The sequence below is a fragment of the Streptomyces sp. NBC_00075 genome (genome assembly GCF_045041225.1).
Taxonomy (GTDB): Bacteria; Actinomycetota; Actinomycetes; order Streptomycetales; family Streptomycetaceae; genus Streptomyces; species Streptomyces adonidis.
This window is the reverse complement of sequence record NZ_CP108243.1, coordinates 9,682,394-9,700,781: the sequence shown is the minus strand read 5'-3', so window position 1 is coordinate 9,700,781 and position 18,388 is coordinate 9,682,394. Positions and strand designations below refer to the sequence as shown.

Here is an 18,388-nt window from a genome sequence, read left to right as displayed (position 1 = left end):
GGTTGCCTTACACTCCGGGAGCCATCCGCTCGGGTGGCCCGGAAACCGACCGTCGAAGTCGGCTCCGGACGCGCGTTCCCCGAGGAGGAAGCCGGTGGAAGGGCGATTACGGTTCTCGGTGCTGGGACCGGTCAGAGCGTGGCGCGGCACGGACGAGATCGAACTCGGCCCGCCCCAGCAGCGGGCGCTGCTGGCCGTGCTGCTGCTGGCGGAGGGCTCGCAGGTACTGACGAGCGCACTGGTCGACGCGGTCTGGGGAACGAGGGCACCGGCCTCCGCACTGGGCATTCTGCGGACGTACGTCCACCGGCTGCGGCAGGCACTGGAGCCCGCCGGGGACACCACGTCGTCCGTGATCCGCTCCACCGGCGACGGCTACCAGCTCCGTACGTCGTCGGCCGAACTGGACCTCCGTACCTTCCGCGAACTGCTCGGCCGGGGTGAGCGGGCGCGAGGGACCGGGGACCTCAAGGGCTCGGCGGCCCAGCTGCGGGACGCGCTCGGTCTGTGGCAGGGGACCGCGCTGGCCGGTGTCCGGGGCGAGTACGCGCAGACCCAGCGGCAGCGGCTGCACGAACTGCGTCTGTCCGCGGAAGCGGCCCGTCTCTCGGCCGATCTCGATCTCGGCGCCCACGCGCAGGCCACGGCGGCGCTGACCGGGCTGGTCGCCGAGCACCCGCTGGACGAGCGGTTCCGGGAACTGCTGATGCTCGCCCTCTACCGGTCGGGACGGCAGGCGGCGGCCCTCGACACCTACCGCGAGGCCCAGACGCTGCTCGCGGACGAGCTGGGGGTCGACCCCGGCCCCGCCCTCCAGACGATGTACCAGCGCGTCCTACGAGCCGACACCGCGCTCCTCGCCCCGCCGCCCCTCGCCTCCGCGGAGCCGCCCGAGCCCGCCCGGACCGCCGCCGCCCCCGTGGCCGCACCGGCCCAACTGCCCGCCGGTCTCTCGGTGTTCGTCGGCCGTGACGCCGAACTGGCCGAGGTGGCCGGGCTGCCCTCTGGCGGCACGGTGGTGATCAGCGCGATCGCGGGCATGGCCGGAGTCGGCAAGACGACCTTCGCGGTGCACTGGGCACGCAGGGCCGCCGACGGCTTCCCGGACGGCCAGCTGTACCTGAACCTGCGGGGGTTCGACCCGGTGGGTCAGCCGGTCCCACCTGAGCACGCCCTGCGCACCCTGCTGGAGTCGCTGGGCGCCGACCCGCGCGGGCTGCCGCAGGACGTCGACGCGCTCGCGGCCCTGTACCGCACCCTGCTCACCGGCAAGCGCGTACTGGTGCTGCTGGACAACGCCCGCGACGCCGCGCAGGTACGGCCCCTGCTGCCCGGGGAGCCCGGCTGCCTGGTCATCGTCACCAGCCGCAACCGGCTCTCCGGACTCGTCGCCGTGGACGGTGCCCACCCCCTCCACCTCGACGTGCTCTCCATGCCGGAGGCCCGCGCGCTGCTCGCCCGGCGCCTCGGAACCGGCAGGGTCGCGGCCGAACCGGATGCGGTGGAGGAGATCATCAACCGGTGCGCACGGCTGCCGCTGGCCCTCGCGGTCACCGCGGCCCGCGTGGCGACCCGGTCCGCCGTCCCCCTGTCGGCGATCTCCGCCGAACTGCGCGAGAGCGCCGGCGGCCTCGACGCGTTCCACGACGGCGACAACGCCGCCGACGTACGCGCCGTCTTCTCCTGGTCGTACCAGACCCTCACCCCCGATGCCGCCCGCCTGTTCCGGCTGCTCGCCCTGCACCCCGGCCCCGACACCTCGCTGCCCGCGGCGGCCTCCCTGGCCGGCCTCACCCGCCCGCACGCCCGGCAGCTGCTGTCCGAACTCGTCCGGGCCCATCTCGTGGACGAGACCGTTCCGGGCCGCTACGCCTCCCACGACCTGCTGCGCGCCTACGCCACCGAGCTGGCCGAGAGCGCCGATCCGCCCGACGAGGTGCGGACGGCCCGGCAGCGGATGCTCGACCACTATCTGCACACCGCCCGTGAGGCGGTCGCGCTGACCAACCGTGGACGCGTGCTCATCTCCCTGCCTCGCCCGGCCGAGGGGATGCGTGCCGAGGAGTTCGGCGAGGACGCCGAGAACGCGGCGGCCTGGTTCGCCGCAGAGCAGGCGGTACTGCTCGCGGCCGTCGAACAGGCGGCCACCCACCGGTACGACGTCCACGCCTGGCAACTCGCCTGGGCCATGGCCAACCATCTGCACGTCCAGGGCCTGTGGCAGGAGGAAGAGGCCGTGCACCGCACCGCCGTGGACGCGGCCCTCCGGCTGGGCGACCGGACCGCCCATGCCTATGCCCACCTCGGTCTCGGCACCGCCACGACGGGTCTGGGCCGCTTCGGCGAAGGGCGGGTCCATGTCGAGCGGGCCATCGAACTGCACACCGAGGCAGGGGACACGAGAGCCTGCGCCGAGAGCTGCCGGGTACTGACCTGGGTGGCGGAACAGCAGGGCGATCTGCACTCCGCGCTCGATGCGGCGCAACGGTCCCTCGCACTCCTGCGGGCCCATGGCGGCACCGGCACCGAAGGCCGCCGTCTGCGGACGGCCACGGCATCCGCGCTCAACTCGGTCGGCTGGTCCCACGTACTGCTCGGCCAGCACCGGGAGGGTCTCGACCACTGCGAACAGGCGCTGGCCCTGCACGAGCAGCTCGGGGACGACATCCACGCGGCGCACACCTGGGACAGCATCGGTCACGCCCACCATCACCTCGGACAGTACGACGAGGCCGTCACCAGCTTCCGCAACGCCCTTGCTCTCTACCGCAGACACGACGACCTGCGCTGGTTTCTCTCCGGCACCCTCATGCGCCTCGGGGACACCCATCTGAGCGTCGGCCGCCCGGACGCGGCCCGTGCCGCGTGGACCGAGGGGCTGGACATCCTTGAGCGGCTCGCCCACTCCGACGCCGAGCAGCTCCGCGCCAGACTGCGTCGGCTCGACGATCCGACGTGAACCGGCGGGCGAAACGGATGTCAATCGTCCGTGGAGCGGCCGTCAACGGGCCGTAGACACCTCGGCGGTTGTGTTGGTCGGGCGGGAGCCGATCGCGCGCGCTCTCCGCATCGTCACCGACAACGCGAGGAAGCCACACATGAGTGAGTCGACCGCGCCCGCCATCGGCGGGCTGCACCACTTCGCGTTCACCGTCCGCAACCTTGAGGCCAGTGTCGCCTGGTACCAGAAGGTCTTCCAGGCGACTCTCGTGGACGGAGACCTGCCGCACTACGGCCGGGAGTGGACCGGGTTCGCCCGCCTGGTCATCGAGCCGCGCACTGCTCTGGCCATCGGCCTGCACCACAACGACGGCAACGAGGGCGAGGAGTTCGACGAGGTCCGTACCGGCCTCGACCACATCTCCCTGCGGGTGGAGGGGCGTGAGGGGCTGGAGGCGTGGGCGGACTGGCTGGACAGCCTCGGCGTCGCGCACTCCGGCGTCCAGAGCAACAAGGAGCCGTTCGTCTTCTCGACGGTCGTCTTCCGGGACATTGACAACATCCAGCTGGAAGTCATGGCCGTCGATGTCTGACGGAGACACGGCCGACGGGACGGGAGTGGACAGTTGAGGATTCTGATCGTACTGACCTCGCACGACCGGCTGGGCGACACCGGACGCAAAACCGGGTTCTGGCTGGAGGAACTGGCCGCCCCGTACTACCACTTCGAGGACGCGGGCTGGGAGATCACACTCGCGTCGCCTAAGGGCGGGCGCCCTCCGCTGGACCCGAAGAGCAACGAACCTCGGTTCAAGACCGACCAGACCCGCCGGTTCGAGGCCGACACGCGGGCCGAGGCACGGCTGGACACGACCGTGCGGCTCGACTCGGTGTCCGCCGCCGACTTCGACACGGTCTTCTACCCGGGCGGGCACGGCCCGTTGTGGGACCTCGCCGAGGACCCGACGTCGATCGGGCTGATCGAGCGGATCGTCGAGTCGGGCAAACCCCTGGCGCTGGTGTGCCACGCGCCAGGGGCGATGCGCCACTGCAAGAAGCCGGACGGCACACCGCTGGTGGCGGGCCGGAGGCTCACCGGCTTCACCGACGGCGAGGAAGAGGCGATGGGCCTGACGAAGGTCGTGCCCTTCCTCGTGGAGGACGAACTCATCGACAAGGGCGCCGACTTCACCAAGACCGGCGACTTCGAGCCGTATGTGGTGACCGACGGGCTTCTCGTCACCGGCCAGAATCCGGCCTCTTCGGGACCGGCCGCGCTCGAACTGATCCGGCTGCCGGAGCGGGCCGGCAAGTAGCCCGAGCACGCCAACACAAGCTCACCGAACAACACGAACTCACCCAACAAAAGGAGTAGTTCACCATGCCCATGTCCGCTCTCAGACAACTGCCCGCAAGGCACGCCTTGTTCGGCAGGTCCACGGTGTTCACCGTGCTCACCGCGCTGATCATCGCCCTGTTCGTGGCCGCTCCGACCGCCTCGGCGGCCGAGGGCCGGATCACCGGGCTGGCCGGCAAGTGCGTCGACATCGCCGGGGCGAGCAGCGCCAACGGAACCGCCGTCCAGATCTACGACTGCAACGGAACCAGCGCCCAGCTCTGGTCGAACCCGGGCGACGGCACCCTCCGCGCCCTCGGCAAGTGCCTCGACGTCGTCGAACACGGCACGGCCGACGGCGCGTCCGTCCAGCTGTGGGACTGCACGGGCGGCGCCAACCAGCAGTGGGTGGTCACCGCGGCGCGCGACATAGTGAACCCCGCGGCCGACAAGTGCCTGGACGTGCGCGGGAACGTCTCCACCAACGCCACCCGGCTCCAGATCTGGACCTGCACCGGCAACCCCAACCAGAAGTGGACGGCGCCCGCGAGCGGCGGTACGACGCCCTCCGGCTTCGTGGTCAGCGAGGCCCAGTTCAACCAGATGTTCCCGAACCGGAACAGCTTCTACACGTACAGCGGGCTGGTGCAGGCGCTCAGCTCCTACCCGGGGTTCGCGAAGACCGGCAGTGACACGGTCAGGAAGCAGGAGGCCGCGGCCTTCCTCGCCAACGTCGACCACGAGACCGGCCACCTGGTCTACGTGGTGGAGCAGAACACCGCCAACTACCCGCACTACTGCGACGCCGGGCAACCGTACGGCTGCCCGGCCGGTCAGGCCGCGTACTACGGGCGCGGTCCCATCCAGCTCAGCTGGAACTTCAACTACAAGGCGGCGGGCGACGCGCTCGGCATCGACCTGCTCAACAACCCCTGGCTGGTCCAGAACGACGCGGCCGTGGCCTGGCGTACGGGCCTGTGGTTCTGGAACACCTCGACGGGCGCCGGGACGATGACCCCGCACAACGCGATGGTGAACCAGGCGGGCTTCGGACAGACCATCCGCGCCATCAACGGCGCTCTTGAGTGCGACGGCAAGAACCCCGCGCAGGTGCAGGCCCGGGTGAGCGCGTACCAGAAGTTCACCGGGATCCTCGGAGTCGCCCCGGGCAACAACCTCTACTGCTGAGGCCCCGACTTCTTCCCCTTCTTCTCGACTCACTTCTTCTCGACCTCGACAGACGGGAACTCCCCCACATGAGCACGATGCTGAGACGCTGTGCCTTGGCGGCAGTGTCAGGACTTCTGGGTCTCTCAGCCACCTCGACGACCACGGCGGCGGTGGCAGCTCCGAGCGCGCCGACGCCCGTGGCCGCCCAGCGGTTCGCTCCGCAGACCTTCGCGCATCCGGGGGTCAACATCACCTCGACGCAACTGGAGTTCGTGCGGACCAAGGTCCAACAGGGCGCCGCTCCCTGGAAGGCCGCCTACGACGACATGGTCGGCGATCCGCTGGCCTCGCTGTCGCGTGTGCCGGCGCCCCGGCCCGTCGTCAACTGCGGCCAGAGCAGCAACCCGAACAACGGCTGCACAGACGAACGGCAGGACGCCATCGCCGCGTACACCGACGCGCTGGCGTGGGCCATCAGCGGTGACGAACGGTACGCCCAGAAGGCGATCCAGATCATGGACGCCTGGTCGTCCACGATCACGAACCACACGGGCGCCAACACGGGCATCCAGACGGCGTGGTCGGCCGCGTCGTGGGTCAAGGCCGCCGAACTCATCAAGTACCAGTACCAGAACTGGCCGAACGCGGGCCGCTTCGCGAACATGCTGCGTTCGGTGTACCTGCCCATCGTGGTGAACGGCGACGACAGGACCAGCAACTGGGACCTCACCGAGGCCGAGGCCTCGATCGGGATCGCCGTCTTCACCAACGACGGGGTCACCTTCGACAAGGCCGTCAGCCAGTACCTGGCGCGCGTTCCGGCCTTCGTCTACCTCGCCTCCGACGGGCCGACGCCGCATCCGAGCCCGGACGGCGGCTTCAACTGGGAGACGGCGACCCGGTACATCACCGGGATGACGCAGGAGACCTGCCGGGACTTCGTGCACACCGGGTACAGCATCGCCTCGATGTCGCACATCGCCGAGACGGCACTCATGCAGGGCACGGATCTCTATCCGCAGGTCGGTGAGCGGCTTCGGCAGGCTCTCGGGTGGCACGCCACCCAGGAGGTCCGCGCGGCGCCGGAGCCGGCGAACCTGTGCGGCAAAGGACCGCTGGAGCGCGGTCTCGGCCCGGTCACCGAGACCGGGTTCAACGCCCTGCACACGCGGCAGGGGATCGCCATGGCCAACACCCAGACGCTGACCGAACGCAACCGCCCGGCCGGCACGAACTACCTGTTCGTGGCCTGGGAGACGCTGACCAACGCGAACAACCCGGTCGAGCCCGACACTCAGTTGCCCACCGGGCCGGTCACCGGCCTCGGAGGCAAGTGCGTGGACATCGACAGTGCCAACAGCGCGGACAACACCCCGGTCCAGATGTACGACTGCAACGGAACCAACGCCCAGCAGTGGACAGTGGGCGGCGACGGCACACTCCGTGGGCTCGGCAAGTGCCTCGACGTCGCCTCCGCGGGCACCGCGGACGGGACCAAGGTCCAGCTGTTCCAGTGCAACGGCACCGCCGCCCAGGTGTGGCGGCGCGGTGACGGCAACACCCTGGTGAACCCGGCGTCGAGCAAGTGCCTGGACGTCACCGGTATGTCCACCGAGAACAACGCCCGCCTTCAGATCTGGTCCTGCACCGGCACCACCAACCAGCAGTTCCAGCTGCCTGCCTGACGGAAACGGTTCGCCATAGGGACGGGTGCTCTGCTTGGCTCGTTTCCATGAGCGATCTCCACATCCGCCACGCCGCCCCCGCCGACATCGACACCGTGCTGCGGTTCTGGCGCGAGGCCGCCGAGGGAACCAGCATCAGCGACGACCGCGACGGCGTGGCCCGACTGGTCGACCGGGACCCCGAAGCGCTCCTCCTCGCGGAGCGCGACGGGGTCCTCGTGGGTACCGTGACAGCCGGTTTCGACGGCTGGCGCTGCCACCTCTACCGGCTCGCGGTGCATCCGGATCGGCGGCGCCAGGGCATCGGTACGGCGCTGCTGGCCGCCGCCGAGGAACGGTTCGTACGGCTGGGCGGGCGGCGCGCGGACGCGATGGTGCTGGAGCGCAACGAGAGCGGGCAGCAGGCGTGGCGGGCGGCGGGGTACGGGCGCGAGGAGCAGTGGCGCCGCTGGGTGAAGCCCCTCACCGGCTGAGCCATTTAGTGGCTGGGCCACTCACCGGCCGAGCCACTTTGCGCATCCTTTACTATTGTCGGAACCATTACTTCCCCAAGTTCTCCGATCTCTTCCAGGAAAGGTGTGAGCGTCCGCCCATGGGCGAGCCTCCCAGTAGCACCAGCAGCACTCGACATCGAGCGATCCCCCCGGCCGTGCCCGACCATGGGACGGAGGTGACCCGATGACGGAAGTGCTCCTTCTCCTGGTGGCGATCCTGCTCTCCCTGATCTGCGGTGCCTTCGTCGCGGCGGAGTTCTCGTTGACCACGGTCGAGCGCAGCGAGCTGGAGCGGGCCGTGGAGCGCGGCGAGCGGGGTGCCGCGAGCGCCCTGAAGGCCGTACGGAACCTCACCTTCCAGCTCTCCGGCGCGCAGCTCGGCATCACGGTCACCAACCTCGTGGTCGGCATGCTCTCCGAGCCGTCGATCGCCGCGCTGATCTCGGGCCCGCTGGAGTCGGTCGGCGTCTCGACCTCGATGTCCTCGACCCTGGCGCTGGTGCTCGGTACGGCGCTGTCGACCGTCTTCCTGATGGTCGTCGGCGAGCTGGTGCCCAAGAACTGGGCGATCTCCTCACCGCTGGCCGTGGCCAAGCGGGTGGCGACCCCGCAGCGCTGGTTCAGCGCGCTGTTCCGGCCGTTCATCACCCACCTCAACAACACGGCCAACCGCATGGTGCGCCTCTTCGGCATCGAGCCCGCCGAGGAACTGGCCTCCGCGCGCGGCCCCCAGGAACTGGCGGCGCTGGCCCGGCACTCCGCCAAGGAGGGCGCCCTGGAGCCCGACACCGCGGAACTGTTCGTACGGACCCTGAACCTCGCCGACCTCACCGCGGAGAACGTGATGACACCGCGCGTCCAGGTCATCGCCCTCGACGCCCAGGCGACCTGCGAGGACGTGGCGAACGCCACCCGGGCGACCGGGCTGTCCCGGTTCCCCGTCTACCGCGGCAACCTCGACTCGGTCGTCGGCGTCGCGCACATCAAGGACTGTCTGGCGGTGCCCGCGGAGCGTCGCCCCCGGGTACCCGTCTCCGAACTCATGCGCGAGCCGCTGCTGGTCCCCGAGTCGCTCACGGTCGACCGGCTGCTCGACCGGCTCTCCGGCAAGCGCACGATGGCCGTCGTCATCGACGAGTACGGCGGTACGGCGGGCGTGGCCACGCTGGAGGACATCGTCGAGGAGGTCGTCGGCGAGGTACGGGACGAGCACGACCCGCACGAGACGTCCGACCTCGACCCGGCCGGCGTGGACGACGAGGGCCGCTCCCTCTACTCCGCGGACGGCGCCGCCCGCACCGACCAGCTCGCCCGCGTCGGCCTCCGGCTGCCGGAGGGCCCGTACGAGACGCTCGCGGGCCTCGTCGCCACGGAACTGGGCCGTATCCCACAGGAGGGTGACACCGTCGAGGTCGCCGACTGGCGCCTGGACGTGCTGGACGCGTCGGGCCGCAGGGCGGCGCGCGTCCTGCTGCACGCGCCGCTCATGAAGGAAGAAGAGGAAGGGGAGGCGAAGTGACGACCATCCAGCTGCTGATCGGTCTGGCGACACTGGTCGTCAACGCCTTCTTCGTGGGCGCCGAGTTCGCGTTGATCTCCGTACGCCGCAGCCAGATCGAGCAATACGTGGAAGAAGGTGCGGAGGGCGCCGACAGGGACCGCGCGGACGGGGACCGGCGCGCGAAGAGCGTCCTGTGGGGCCTGGAACACGTGTCCGCGCTGATGGCGGCGGCCCAGCTCGGCATCACGCTGTGCACGCTGATCCTGGGTGTGGTCGCGGAACCGGCGATCGCGCATCTGCTGGAGCCGGTGTTCCACGCGGTGGGTGTCCCCGACAGCGCGGGCCACGCGGTGTCCTTTGTGATCGCTCTCACCCTGGCGACCTATCTGCACATGCTGCTCGGCGAGATGGTGCCGAAGAACATCGCGCTCGCGGAGCCGGTGCGCAGCGCACTGCTGCTCGGCCCGCCCCTGGTGGCCCTGGCGCGGGCACTGAAGCCCGTGATCTTCACGATCAACGCCTTCGCGAACACGCTGCTGAAGCTGTTGCGCGTCGAGGTCAAGGACGAGGTCACGGCGACCTTCTCGGATGCCGAGCTGGCCCGCCTGGTCCGGGACTCCGGCGAGGCGGGACTGATCGACGCCCGCGCGCGCGAACGCCTCCACGACGCCCTGGAACTGGGCCGCAGGCCGGTCCGTGACGTCGTACTCCCCCTCGAAAGCGTCGTCTACGCGCGCGTGGGCGTCACTCCGGAGGAGTTGGAGCGGCTGTCGGCCGAGTCGGGCTTCTCGCGCTTCCCGGTGGTGGACGAGGAGCGCCGGATCGCCGGCTATCTGCACGTCAAGGACGCGCTGGACGCCGCACCCCGGGACCTCGCCTTCCAGGTCCGGGACCTGCGGACCATCGCGAGCGTACGGGCGGACACTCCCCTGGACGACGTCCTCACGGCGATGCGGCGCAGCCGTACGCACCTGGCGGCGGTGCAGGGCGAGGACGGGCTGCTCGCGGGCATGGTGACGATGGAGGACGTGCTGCGGGAGCTGTTCGGACAGCCGGCGTAACCCACCTCGGAGAGGCCGACCGACTGACGGGTATGTGTACGGGCTATCATCTCTGTCGCCATGCAGAAGAACCCCTCATACACCAGCCTGGTCGCGGTCGGCGACTCCTTCACCGAGGGCATGTCGGACCGGCTGCCGGACGGCTCGTACCGTGGCTGGGCGGACATCCTCGCGGCCCGGATGGCCGCCCGTACGCCCGGTTTCCGGTACGCGAACCTCGCCGTGCGCGGCAAGCTGATCGGGCAGATCGCCGCCGAGCAGGTGCCCGTGGCGGTGGCCATGGAGCCCGACGTGATCACACTGGTGGGCGGGCTGAACGACACGCTCCGCCCCAAGTGCGACATGGGCCGGGTGCGCGGCCTCCTGGAGGAGTCCGTCGAACGCCTCGCGCCCGCGTGCAAACAGCTGGTGCTGATGCGCAGCCCCGGCCGCCAGGGCCCGGTCCTGGAGCGCTTCCGGCCGCGCATGGAGGAGCTGTTCGCCTGCGTCGACGACCTCGCGTCCCGGCACGGGGCGGTCGTGGTCGACCTGTACGGTGCCCCGTCCCTCGGCGACCCACGCATGTGGGACGTGGACCGGCTGCACCTGACGGGCGAGGGGCACCGGCGGGTGGCCGAGGCGGTCTGGCAGACCCTCGGCCACGAGCCCGAGGACCCGGAGTGGCACACGCCGATGCCGCCGACGCCACCGCCCGGCTGGGGCGCGCGCCGGGTGGCGGACGCCCGCTTCGCGCGGCAGCACCTGCTGCCGTGGATAGGGCGTCGCCTGACGGGGCGGTCGTCGGGGGACGGGATGCCGGCGAAGCGAGCGGAACTGTCGCCGTACGGGGACTGACGGCAAACTTCTCCTCGCCCCCGCCGCCCCTACCCGTTCCCATCCCTGGGGGCTGTGCCCCCAGACCCCCCTTTGTCCTCAAACGCCGGACGGGCTGAAAGATCTAGCCCCTCGGGCTTTGAGGAGCGGGGGTTCGGGGGCGGAGCCCCCGAGGATGGGACGGGTAGGGGCGGCGGGGGCGAAAACCCTCTGGCGTCGGCCTGCGCGAAGCGCCAGTAGAATCCCTCCACGTGACCGCCGCACCCGCAAAGCCCCGCATCCCGAACGTCCTCGCCGGACGCTACGCCTCCGCCGAACTGGCCACGCTCTGGTCCCCCGAGCAGAAGGTGAGGCTGGAGCGCCAGCTCTGGCTCGCCGTGCTGCGGGCCCAGAAGGACCTCGGGATCGAGGTACCCGACGCCGCCCTCGCCGACTACGAGCGCGTCCTCGACACAGTCGACCTCGCCTCCATCGCCGAGCGCGAGAAGGTCACCCGGCACGACGTGAAGGCGCGGATCGAGGAGTTCAACGACCTCGCCGGCCACGAGCACGTCCACAAGGGCATGACCTCCCGCGACCTCACCGAGAACGTGGAGCAGCTCCAGATCCGGCTCTCGCTGGAGCTGATGCGCGACCGTACGGTGGCCGTACTGGCGCGGCTCGGCAAGCTCGCCGGTGAGTACGCCGAGCTGGTCATGGCCGGCCGCTCGCACAACGTGGCCGCGCAGGCCACCACCCTCGGCAAGCGCTTCGCGACCGCCGCGGACGAGCTGCTCGTCGCGTACGCCCGGGTCGAGGAGCTGCTGGGCCGCTACCCGCTGCGCGGCATCAAGGGTCCCGTGGGCACCGCCCAGGACATGCTCGACCTGCTCGGCGGCGACGCGGCCAAGCTCGCGGAGCTGGAGCAGCGGATCGCCGGGCACCTGGGCTTCTCCACCGCCTTCACCTCCGTCGGTCAGGTCTATCCCCGCTCCCTCGACTACGAGGTGGTCACCGCGCTGGTGCAGCTGGCCGCCGCCCCCTCCTCGACCGCCAAGACGATCCGGCTGATGGCCGGGCACGAGCTGGTGACCGAGGGCTTCAAGCCCGGCCAGGTCGGCTCGTCCGCCATGCCGCACAAGATGAACACGCGTTCCTGCGAGCGCGTCAACGGCCTCATGGTGATCCTGCGCGGCTACGCCTCGATGACGGGCGAGCTGGCGGGCGACCAGTGGAACGAGGGCGACGTGTCCTGCTCGGTGGTGCGCCGGGTAGCTCTCCCCGACGCGTTCTTCGCCCTCGACGGGCTGCTGGAGACCTTCCTGACGGTCCTCGACGAGTTCGGCGCCTTCCCGGCCGTCGTCGCCCGCGAGCTGGACCGCTACCTGCCCTTCCTCGCCACCACCAAGGTGCTGATGGGCGCGGTGCGCGCGGGCGTCGGTCGCGAGGTCGCGCACGAGGCCATCAAGGAGAACGCGGTCGCCTCCGCGCTGGCCATGCGTGAGCAGGGCGCCGAGCGCAACGAACTCCTCGGCAAGCTCGCCGCCGACGAGCGCATCCCCTTGGACCGCGCCCAGCTCGACGCCCTGATGGCCGACAAGCTGTCCTTCACGGGCGCCGCCGCCGACCAGGTCACCGCCGTCGTCGCCCGGATCGAGGAGATCGCCAAGCAGCACCCGGAGGCCGCGGCCTACACCCCCGGAGCGATCCTCTGACCCGCTTCACCCAGGCCGAACTGGAGGCCGCCCGCGACCGTCTCGTACCGGACGTGACCGCGGACGGCCTCCACGTCCTGTTCTGCGGCATCAACCCCGGCCTGATGACAGCGGCGACGGGCCACCACTTCGCCCGCCCCGGCAACCGCTTCTGGCCCGTCCTCCACCTCTCCGGATTCACTCCGAGGCTGCTGAAGCCCGCCGAGCAGGGCGAGTTGCTCTCCTACGGCCTCGGCATCACGAACGTCGTCGCGCGAGCGACCGCACGGGCCGACGAGCTGTCCGCCGAGGAGTACCGCGAGGGCGGGCGCCTGCTGGCCGCGAAGGTGACGCGGCTGCGGCCACGCTGGCTGGCCGTGGTGGGCGTGACCGCGTACCGGGCCGCGTTCGACGACCGCAAGGCACAGGTGGGACCGCAGGAGCGGTTGATCGGCGACACGCGCGTGTGGGCGTTGCCCAACCCGAGTGGCCTGAATGCCCATTGGACAGCGGCGACCATGGCCGAGGAGTTCGGGCGGCTGCGGGAAGCGGCTTCCTAGGCCGCGTACGGCCGTTACGCGTCCCTGCGTCGTACGCTCCACCCGCCCGCCGACAACGCACCGGCCGCCCACAGCGCGGTCACCGCGAGGCCGGTCCAGGGGCCCAGCGCGCCGTCCCAGGTGCCGTGGAACACCACCTGGCCCGCCTTGTCGGGCAGGAAGTCGGCGATGGTCCCCGACACTCCGCCGACCACGAACGAGACGATGAGCAGAAACGGGATCAGGATGCTCAGCGTGGCGGCTCCGCTGCGCAGCAGGGCGGTCAGGCCGGCCGCGAGCAGGGCCATCAGGGTGAGGTAGAGACCGCAGCCGATCACCCCACGCAGGCCTTCGGTCCAGGTCAGGCCGTTCGCGTCGGCGCCGAGCACCGTCTTGCCGACAGCCAGGCTCACTCCCCCGGCGAGCAGGCCAACGGCCAGGACGGGTACGGCGATTGCCACCGTCTTGGCCGCGAACCAGCGGCCCCGGCGCGGCACCGCCGCCAGCGTGACGCGCAGGCCGCCGCCCTGGAACTCGGACGACACCGCCGTGGCGCCGAAGGCCACCGCCGCGATCTGCCCGAAGCTGACACCGAAGAACGCCGAGAACAACGGGTCGAAGTCCTCCTCACCGGCACCGGTGCCGGAATCGAGACCTGCCAGCGCCGAGAACAGGCCGGTCGCCAGAACGACCGCGCACAGCGCCCCGAGCAGCGACCGCAGGCTACGGATCTTGATCAGCTCGGCGTGGAGCACGGGTACGAAGGACATGCTCAGGCCTCCAGGGGCTGCTGGGCGGAAGTTTGGACGGGGGTGGCGGTGAACTCCGTCGCCGAGGCCGTCAGTTCCAGGTAGGCCTGCTCCAACGTGCCCTCGTCGGCGGCCAGTTCGAGGACGGTCAGGCCTGCCGCCGAGGTGAGCCGGCCGATGTCGTCCACGCGCGCGTGCTCCACGGTCCAGAAGTCGTTGTCTTGCGCGGCGGCCTCGTAGCCGTGCTCCGCCAGCAGCCGGTACAGGGCAGTGCCGTCCGGCGTGCGCACCCGCACGCGCGGGCGTACGCGTGCCTCGATGAACTCGCGCATCGGGGTGTCCGCCAGCAGGCGTCCTCTGCCCAGGACGACGAGGTGGTCGGCGAAGGACGCGGTCTCGTTCATGAGGTGGGACGAGACCAGGACCGTACGGCCCTCCCTGGCCAGTCTGCGCAGCAACTCGCGGATCCAGACGATGCCTTCGGGGTCGAGGCCGTTCGACGGTTCGTCGAGCAGCACCACCTCGGGGTCGCCGAGGAGCGCCGCCGCGATGCCGAGCCGCTGGCGCATGCCCAGGGAGTACGTCTTCACCCGGCGACGAGCGACGGAGGCGAGCCCTGTCTCCGCCAGCACCTCGTCCACCCTGCGCTCCGGGATGCGGTTGCCCACCGCGAGAGCCCGGAGGTGGTCGCGGGCGGTACGGGAGCCGTGGGCGGCCTGGGCGTCGAGGAGGGCGCCGACCTTGCGGAGGGGGTTGTCGAGGGTGGCGTACGCGCAGCCGCCGACCATGGCGGTGCCGGACGTCGGCCGGTCCAGGCCGAGCACCAACCGCATCGCGGTGGACTTTCCGGCGCCGTTGGGGCCGAGGAATCCGGTGACGCGGCCGGGCAGAACACGGAACGTGAGGTCGTCGACGGCTCGCGTCGTGCCGTACTCCTTGGTGAGGTTCTGGACGTCGATGCTGGTCATGGCAGCAGCCTGGCCGCCGGCCCGGGGCGGGCGCCTCCCCCGTCGGAGGGCTCGGTCTCCCCCGCCCGGGGGAGGCCCGTTGTCAGTGGCGGCTGTCACGATGTCGGGATGGTCCGCATCCTGCGCCCGTTCACCCGGGCGGTCACGTACACACGATGGCTGCACCTGTTCATCGCCATCGTGTGGCCGGCCATGTGGCTGTTCATCGAGGACGAGTGGTGGATCTGGCTCCTGTCGGCCGGGCTGCTCGGACTCGCCGGGCTCGTGCCCGCGATGCGGACCGTGGAGGGACTTCAGGCCAGACTGCTGCTCACCGACCACCGTCACGGCAGCGACAGCGACAGCGACAGCGACAAGGGCGATCCGGAGATCGTCGCTGCCTCGTCCGTCACCTGGGGCCACCGGGGCCGTACGGTGCTCTGGCTGGAGGCCCGGCTGGTGCTCGGGGGTCTGGTCTCGATGCTGACCGTCCAACTGCCCATCACCACCCACGATCTGGTGAGGACCGCGCTGGGCGACCCCCCGGGCGGCGGTGCCCTGCTGCGCATCGAGGACCACCACTGGTGGCACGCGCTGCTCGCGCCGCTGCCCCTGATTCTGCTGGCCGCGGTCGTGGTCGGCTCGGGCGAGCTGATCACCCGGCTGGCCGGGCGCCTGCTCGGCCCCTCGCCCGCGGAGCGGCTCGCCGCCTTGGAGGAGCGCACCGATCAGCTCCTGGAGCGCAATCGCATCGCCCGTGAGCTGCACGACTCCATCGGGCACGCGCTCACGGTGGCGGTGGTGCAGGCGGGCGCAGCCCGTGCGGCAGGTGATCCCGCGTTCACCGACCGGGCGCTGAACGCCATCGAGGAGACCGGCCGGGCCGCGCTGGAGGACCTGGAGCGTGTCCTCGGCGTACTGCGCGAGTCGGGCAGGCCCGCGAGCAGCCGCCCCGCCCTCACCGAGGCCGACCGCCTCCTGGAGTCCGCGCGCTTCTCCGGGGCGAAGGTCGACATCGAGGTGACCGGCCCTCTCGACGGTGTGCCGGGTCCGGTGTCCCGCGAGGGTTACCGCATCCTCCAGGAGTCGCTCACCAACGTGCTGCGGCACGCGGGGGCCGTTCCCGTCCGGGTCCGTATCGGGGTCGCGGACGACACCCTCGCTCTGGAGGTCCGCAACCCGCTCACCGCCGACATACCCGGTCCCGGCCGGGGCAGCGGCCTGCGTGGCATACGGGAGCGCGCGGCACTGCTGGGCGGCCGTGCGCGTACGGGGCCCGACGAGGGCGACTGGCAGGTACAGGTCGAGCTGCCGCTGCGCTGATCTACGCTCGTCGGATGCCGGTCACCGTTCTCCTAGTCGACGACGAGCCCCTCGTACGCGCCGGTCTGCGGGCCGTGTTGGAGGCTCAGCCCGATATCGAGGTCGTCGGGGAGGCCGCCGACGGGGCCGCCGTCATTCCGTTGGTCCGGCGGTTGCGGCCCGATGTGGTCGCCATGGATGTGCGGATGCCGTTGATGGACGGGATCGAGGCCACGCGCGCGGTGCTGCGGACGGTGGCGGAGCCGCCGAAGATCCTGGTGATCACGACGTTCGAGAACGACGAGTTCGTGTACGAGGCGCTGCGGGCCGGTGCCGACGGGTTTCTCCTCAAGCGGGCCCGGCCGGCCGAGATCGTGCACGCGGTGCGGCTGGTCGCGGAAGGGGAGTCGCTGTTGTTCCCGGCCTCGGTGCGGCGGTTGGCGGCCGAGTACGGGGACGGGGGCGGCGGGAATCGGGCCGCCCGGGCCGTTCTGGAGCGGGCGCGGCTGACCGAGCGGGAGGCGGAGGTGCTGCGGCTGATGGCGCGGGGGCTGTCCAACGCGGAGATCGCCGCTCGGCTGGTCGTCGGGGCCGAGACCGTGAAGTCGCACGTCAGCGCGGTGCTGGCGAAGTTGGGGGCCCGGGATCGTACCCAGGCGGTGATCGTGGCGTACGAGTCCGGGTTCGTTGCGCCCGGATGATCCCGGCCCGTCGGACAGGTCGGGGACGTCCGGCTCTCGCCCGGGTGCTCCGCGCCGAGTACGATCCGCCCCACACCTGCACGAACGCTCCGCTGGACGCGCGATGATGAACCCACGGGTCGGTGGGGCCTGTCGCGCCCACGCGGCGGAGCCGCAAACAGACACAGCCCCGCGCCCCTCTCGGGGCGCGGTCGCACACCCGCCTTCACCAGGTCGGCTTAGCTGGGAGGACGTACGTTGGGGCAGCTGACCGGCGGGGATCCCTCGCTGCTGCGAAGGATCAACTCCGCGGTGGTGCTGCACGCGCTGCGTGCCACGGACTGCGCGACGCTGACCGAGATCACCCGGGTCACCGGGCTGTCCCGGCCGACCGTCGAGGGCGTCGTCGAGGGGCTCATGGACGGCGGGCTCGTCGTCGAGAAGGCCGCCGACGAGAGCGTCGCCCGGCGGCAGGGGCGGCCCGCGCGGCGGTTCCGGTTCCGGGCGGAGGCCGGGCATCTGCTGGGTCTTGAGATCGGCTCCCATCGCGTCGCCGCGCTGCTGTCCGACCTCGACGGGCGGCTCCTCGGGTCGATCTCGAAGGACGTCGACGAGGCCGCCCCCGCCGACGAGCGGCTGGAGCGGCTGCGGTCGGCGGTCGCCGAGCTGCTGCGCCGGGCCGGGGTGGCCCGCGACTCGCTGCGGGCCGTGGGCGTGGCAACGCCCGGGATAGTCGAGGCCGACGGGGTCGTACGGCTGTGCACCGCGCTGCCCGAGTGGACCGGGCTGCCCCTCGGTGAACGGCTCAGCCGGTCCTTCAAGTGCCCTGTCCTCGTCGAGAACGACGCCAACGCGGCGGCCGTCGCCGAGCACTGGAAAGGTGCCGCGATCGACTCCGACGATGTCGTGTTCGTCCTCGCCGGGTTGAGTCCCGGCGCCGGTTCACTGATCGGCGGGCGGCTGCACCGGGGGTACGGCGGGGCGGCCGGGGAGATCGGCGCGCTGCATCTGCTGGGCCGGGAGGCGACCCCCGAGGCGCTGCTGTCGACCACGGGCGAGCCGCTGCACCCGCTCGACGAGGTGGCCGTCGCCGAGGTGTTCCGCCGTGCGCGCGAGGGTGACGAGCGGGCCCGTGCGGCCGTCGACCGGTTCATTCAGCGGCTCGTCCATGACGTGGCCGCGCTCGTCCTGGCGCTCGACCCCGAGCTGGTCGTCGTCGGCGGGTGGGCGGCGGGGTTGGACGGTGTGCTGGAGCCGTTGCGGGACGAGCTGGCGCGGTACTGTCTGCGACCGCCGGGTGTGGCTCTGTCGCTGCTCGGGGAGGCGGCGGTGGCTACGGGAGCATTGCGTCTTGCCCTTGACCATGTCGAAGAGCAATTGTTCGCGGTGGAGGGGACTGTGACTGCCCGGCGTTGAGTGTTCCCCGACAGGTGGTGTGAACACTGCGGGTGCGTCGTGGCTGGTCGCGCAGTTCCCCGCGCCCCTTTGGGGGCGCGGG

Annotated in this window: 16 protein-coding genes and 1 pseudogene; 15 read left to right on the top strand and 2 right to left on the bottom strand. The window is 71.1% G+C overall.

The features are described 5' to 3' along the window. Window positions 1-94 precede the first annotated feature (94 nt). The 12 genes and pseudogenes from OG787_RS42565 (at window position 95) to mug (ending at window position 13,233) form a co-directional block, all read left to right on the top strand. A complete protein-coding gene (locus OG787_RS42565) occupies window positions 95-2,959 on the top strand; it encodes an AfsR/SARP family transcriptional regulator (RefSeq protein ID WP_405538888.1) in 2,865 nt (954 codons plus the stop codon). 139 nt (window positions 2,960-3,098) lie between these two features. Beyond that, window positions 3,099-3,533, top strand: a complete 435-nt coding sequence (locus tag OG787_RS42560) for a VOC family protein (RefSeq protein WP_369033818.1) — start codon at window positions 3,099-3,101, stop codon at window positions 3,531-3,533. Between the two features lie 33 nt (window positions 3,534-3,566). Next, on the top strand, window positions 3,567-4,256 hold the full coding sequence (locus OG787_RS42555) for a type 1 glutamine amidotransferase domain-containing protein (RefSeq protein ID WP_405538887.1): 690 nt from the start codon (window positions 3,567-3,569) through the stop codon (window positions 4,254-4,256). A 65-nt stretch (window positions 4,257-4,321) separates the two neighbouring features. Then, complete coding sequence (locus OG787_RS42550) at window positions 4,322-5,464, top strand: glycoside hydrolase family 19 protein (RefSeq protein WP_405538886.1); 1,143 nt, start codon at window positions 4,322-4,324, stop codon at window positions 5,462-5,464. A gap of 68 nt (window positions 5,465-5,532) precedes the next feature. Continuing rightward, window positions 5,533-6,726, top strand: a pseudogene (locus tag OG787_RS42545) (alginate lyase family protein); the annotation flags it as partial. 18 nt (window positions 6,727-6,744) lie between these two features. Next, a complete protein-coding gene (locus tag OG787_RS42540) occupies window positions 6,745-7,131 on the top strand; it encodes a ricin-type beta-trefoil lectin domain protein (RefSeq protein ID WP_405540747.1) in 387 nt (128 codons plus the stop codon). A 47-nt stretch (window positions 7,132-7,178) separates the two neighbouring features. Further along, window positions 7,179-7,604 carry a GNAT family N-acetyltransferase gene (locus OG787_RS42535; RefSeq protein WP_369033815.1) on the top strand — a complete coding sequence of 142 codons (426 nt, stop codon included), beginning with the start codon at window positions 7,179-7,181 and terminating at the stop codon, window positions 7,602-7,604. A gap of 205 nt (window positions 7,605-7,809) precedes the next feature. Continuing rightward, window positions 7,810-9,144, top strand: coding sequence for a hemolysin family protein (locus OG787_RS42530; RefSeq protein WP_405538885.1), 1,335 nt, complete (start codon window positions 7,810-7,812; stop codon window positions 9,142-9,144). Further along, the gene (locus OG787_RS42525; RefSeq protein ID WP_405538884.1) at window positions 9,141-10,187 is read left to right on the top strand and encodes a hemolysin family protein; all 1,047 of its coding nucleotides are present in this window, start codon (window positions 9,141-9,143) and stop codon (window positions 10,185-10,187) included. Before OG787_RS42530 ends, OG787_RS42525 begins: the two co-directional genes overlap by 4 nt. Before the next feature lie 60 nt (window positions 10,188-10,247). After that, complete coding sequence (locus OG787_RS42520; RefSeq protein WP_369033812.1) at window positions 10,248-11,021, top strand: SGNH/GDSL hydrolase family protein; 774 nt, start codon at window positions 10,248-10,250, stop codon at window positions 11,019-11,021. Window positions 11,022-11,251: 230 nt separating this feature from the next. After that, window positions 11,252-12,694 (top strand): adenylosuccinate lyase, encoded by a 1,443-nt coding sequence (gene purB / locus OG787_RS42515; protein ID WP_405538883.1) that lies wholly within the window; start codon window positions 11,252-11,254, stop codon window positions 12,692-12,694. Then, a complete protein-coding gene (gene mug / locus OG787_RS42510) occupies window positions 12,691-13,233 on the top strand; it encodes a G/U mismatch-specific DNA glycosylase (RefSeq protein ID WP_369037912.1) in 543 nt (180 codons plus the stop codon). Before purB ends, mug begins: the two co-directional genes overlap by 4 nt. A gap of 14 nt (window positions 13,234-13,247) precedes the next feature. Here the strand turns inward: mug and OG787_RS42505 are convergent, their stop codons facing one another. Next, complete coding sequence (locus tag OG787_RS42505; RefSeq protein ID WP_369037907.1) at window positions 13,248-13,982, bottom strand: ABC transporter permease; 735 nt, start codon at window positions 13,980-13,982, stop codon at window positions 13,248-13,250. 2 nt (window positions 13,983-13,984) lie between these two features. Further along, window positions 13,985-14,929, bottom strand: a complete 945-nt coding sequence (locus tag OG787_RS42500; protein WP_405538882.1) for an ATP-binding cassette domain-containing protein — start codon at window positions 14,927-14,929, stop codon at window positions 13,985-13,987. A gap of 108 nt (window positions 14,930-15,037) precedes the next feature. Between OG787_RS42500 and OG787_RS42495 the strand changes: the two genes are divergently transcribed. The 3 genes from OG787_RS42495 (at window position 15,038) to OG787_RS42485 (ending at window position 18,306) form a co-directional block, all read left to right on the top strand. Continuing rightward, on the top strand, window positions 15,038-16,231 hold the full coding sequence (locus OG787_RS42495; RefSeq protein WP_405538881.1) for a sensor histidine kinase: 1,194 nt from the start codon (window positions 15,038-15,040) through the stop codon (window positions 16,229-16,231). Window positions 16,232-16,245: 14 nt separating this feature from the next. Next, the gene (locus OG787_RS42490) at window positions 16,246-16,911 is read left to right on the top strand and encodes a response regulator (RefSeq protein ID WP_405538880.1); all 666 of its coding nucleotides are present in this window, start codon (window positions 16,246-16,248) and stop codon (window positions 16,909-16,911) included. A 237-nt stretch (window positions 16,912-17,148) separates the two neighbouring features. Continuing rightward, the gene (locus OG787_RS42485; protein WP_405538879.1) at window positions 17,149-18,306 is read left to right on the top strand and encodes an ROK family transcriptional regulator; all 1,158 of its coding nucleotides are present in this window, start codon (window positions 17,149-17,151) and stop codon (window positions 18,304-18,306) included. Window positions 18,307-18,388: the final 82 nt, after the last annotated feature.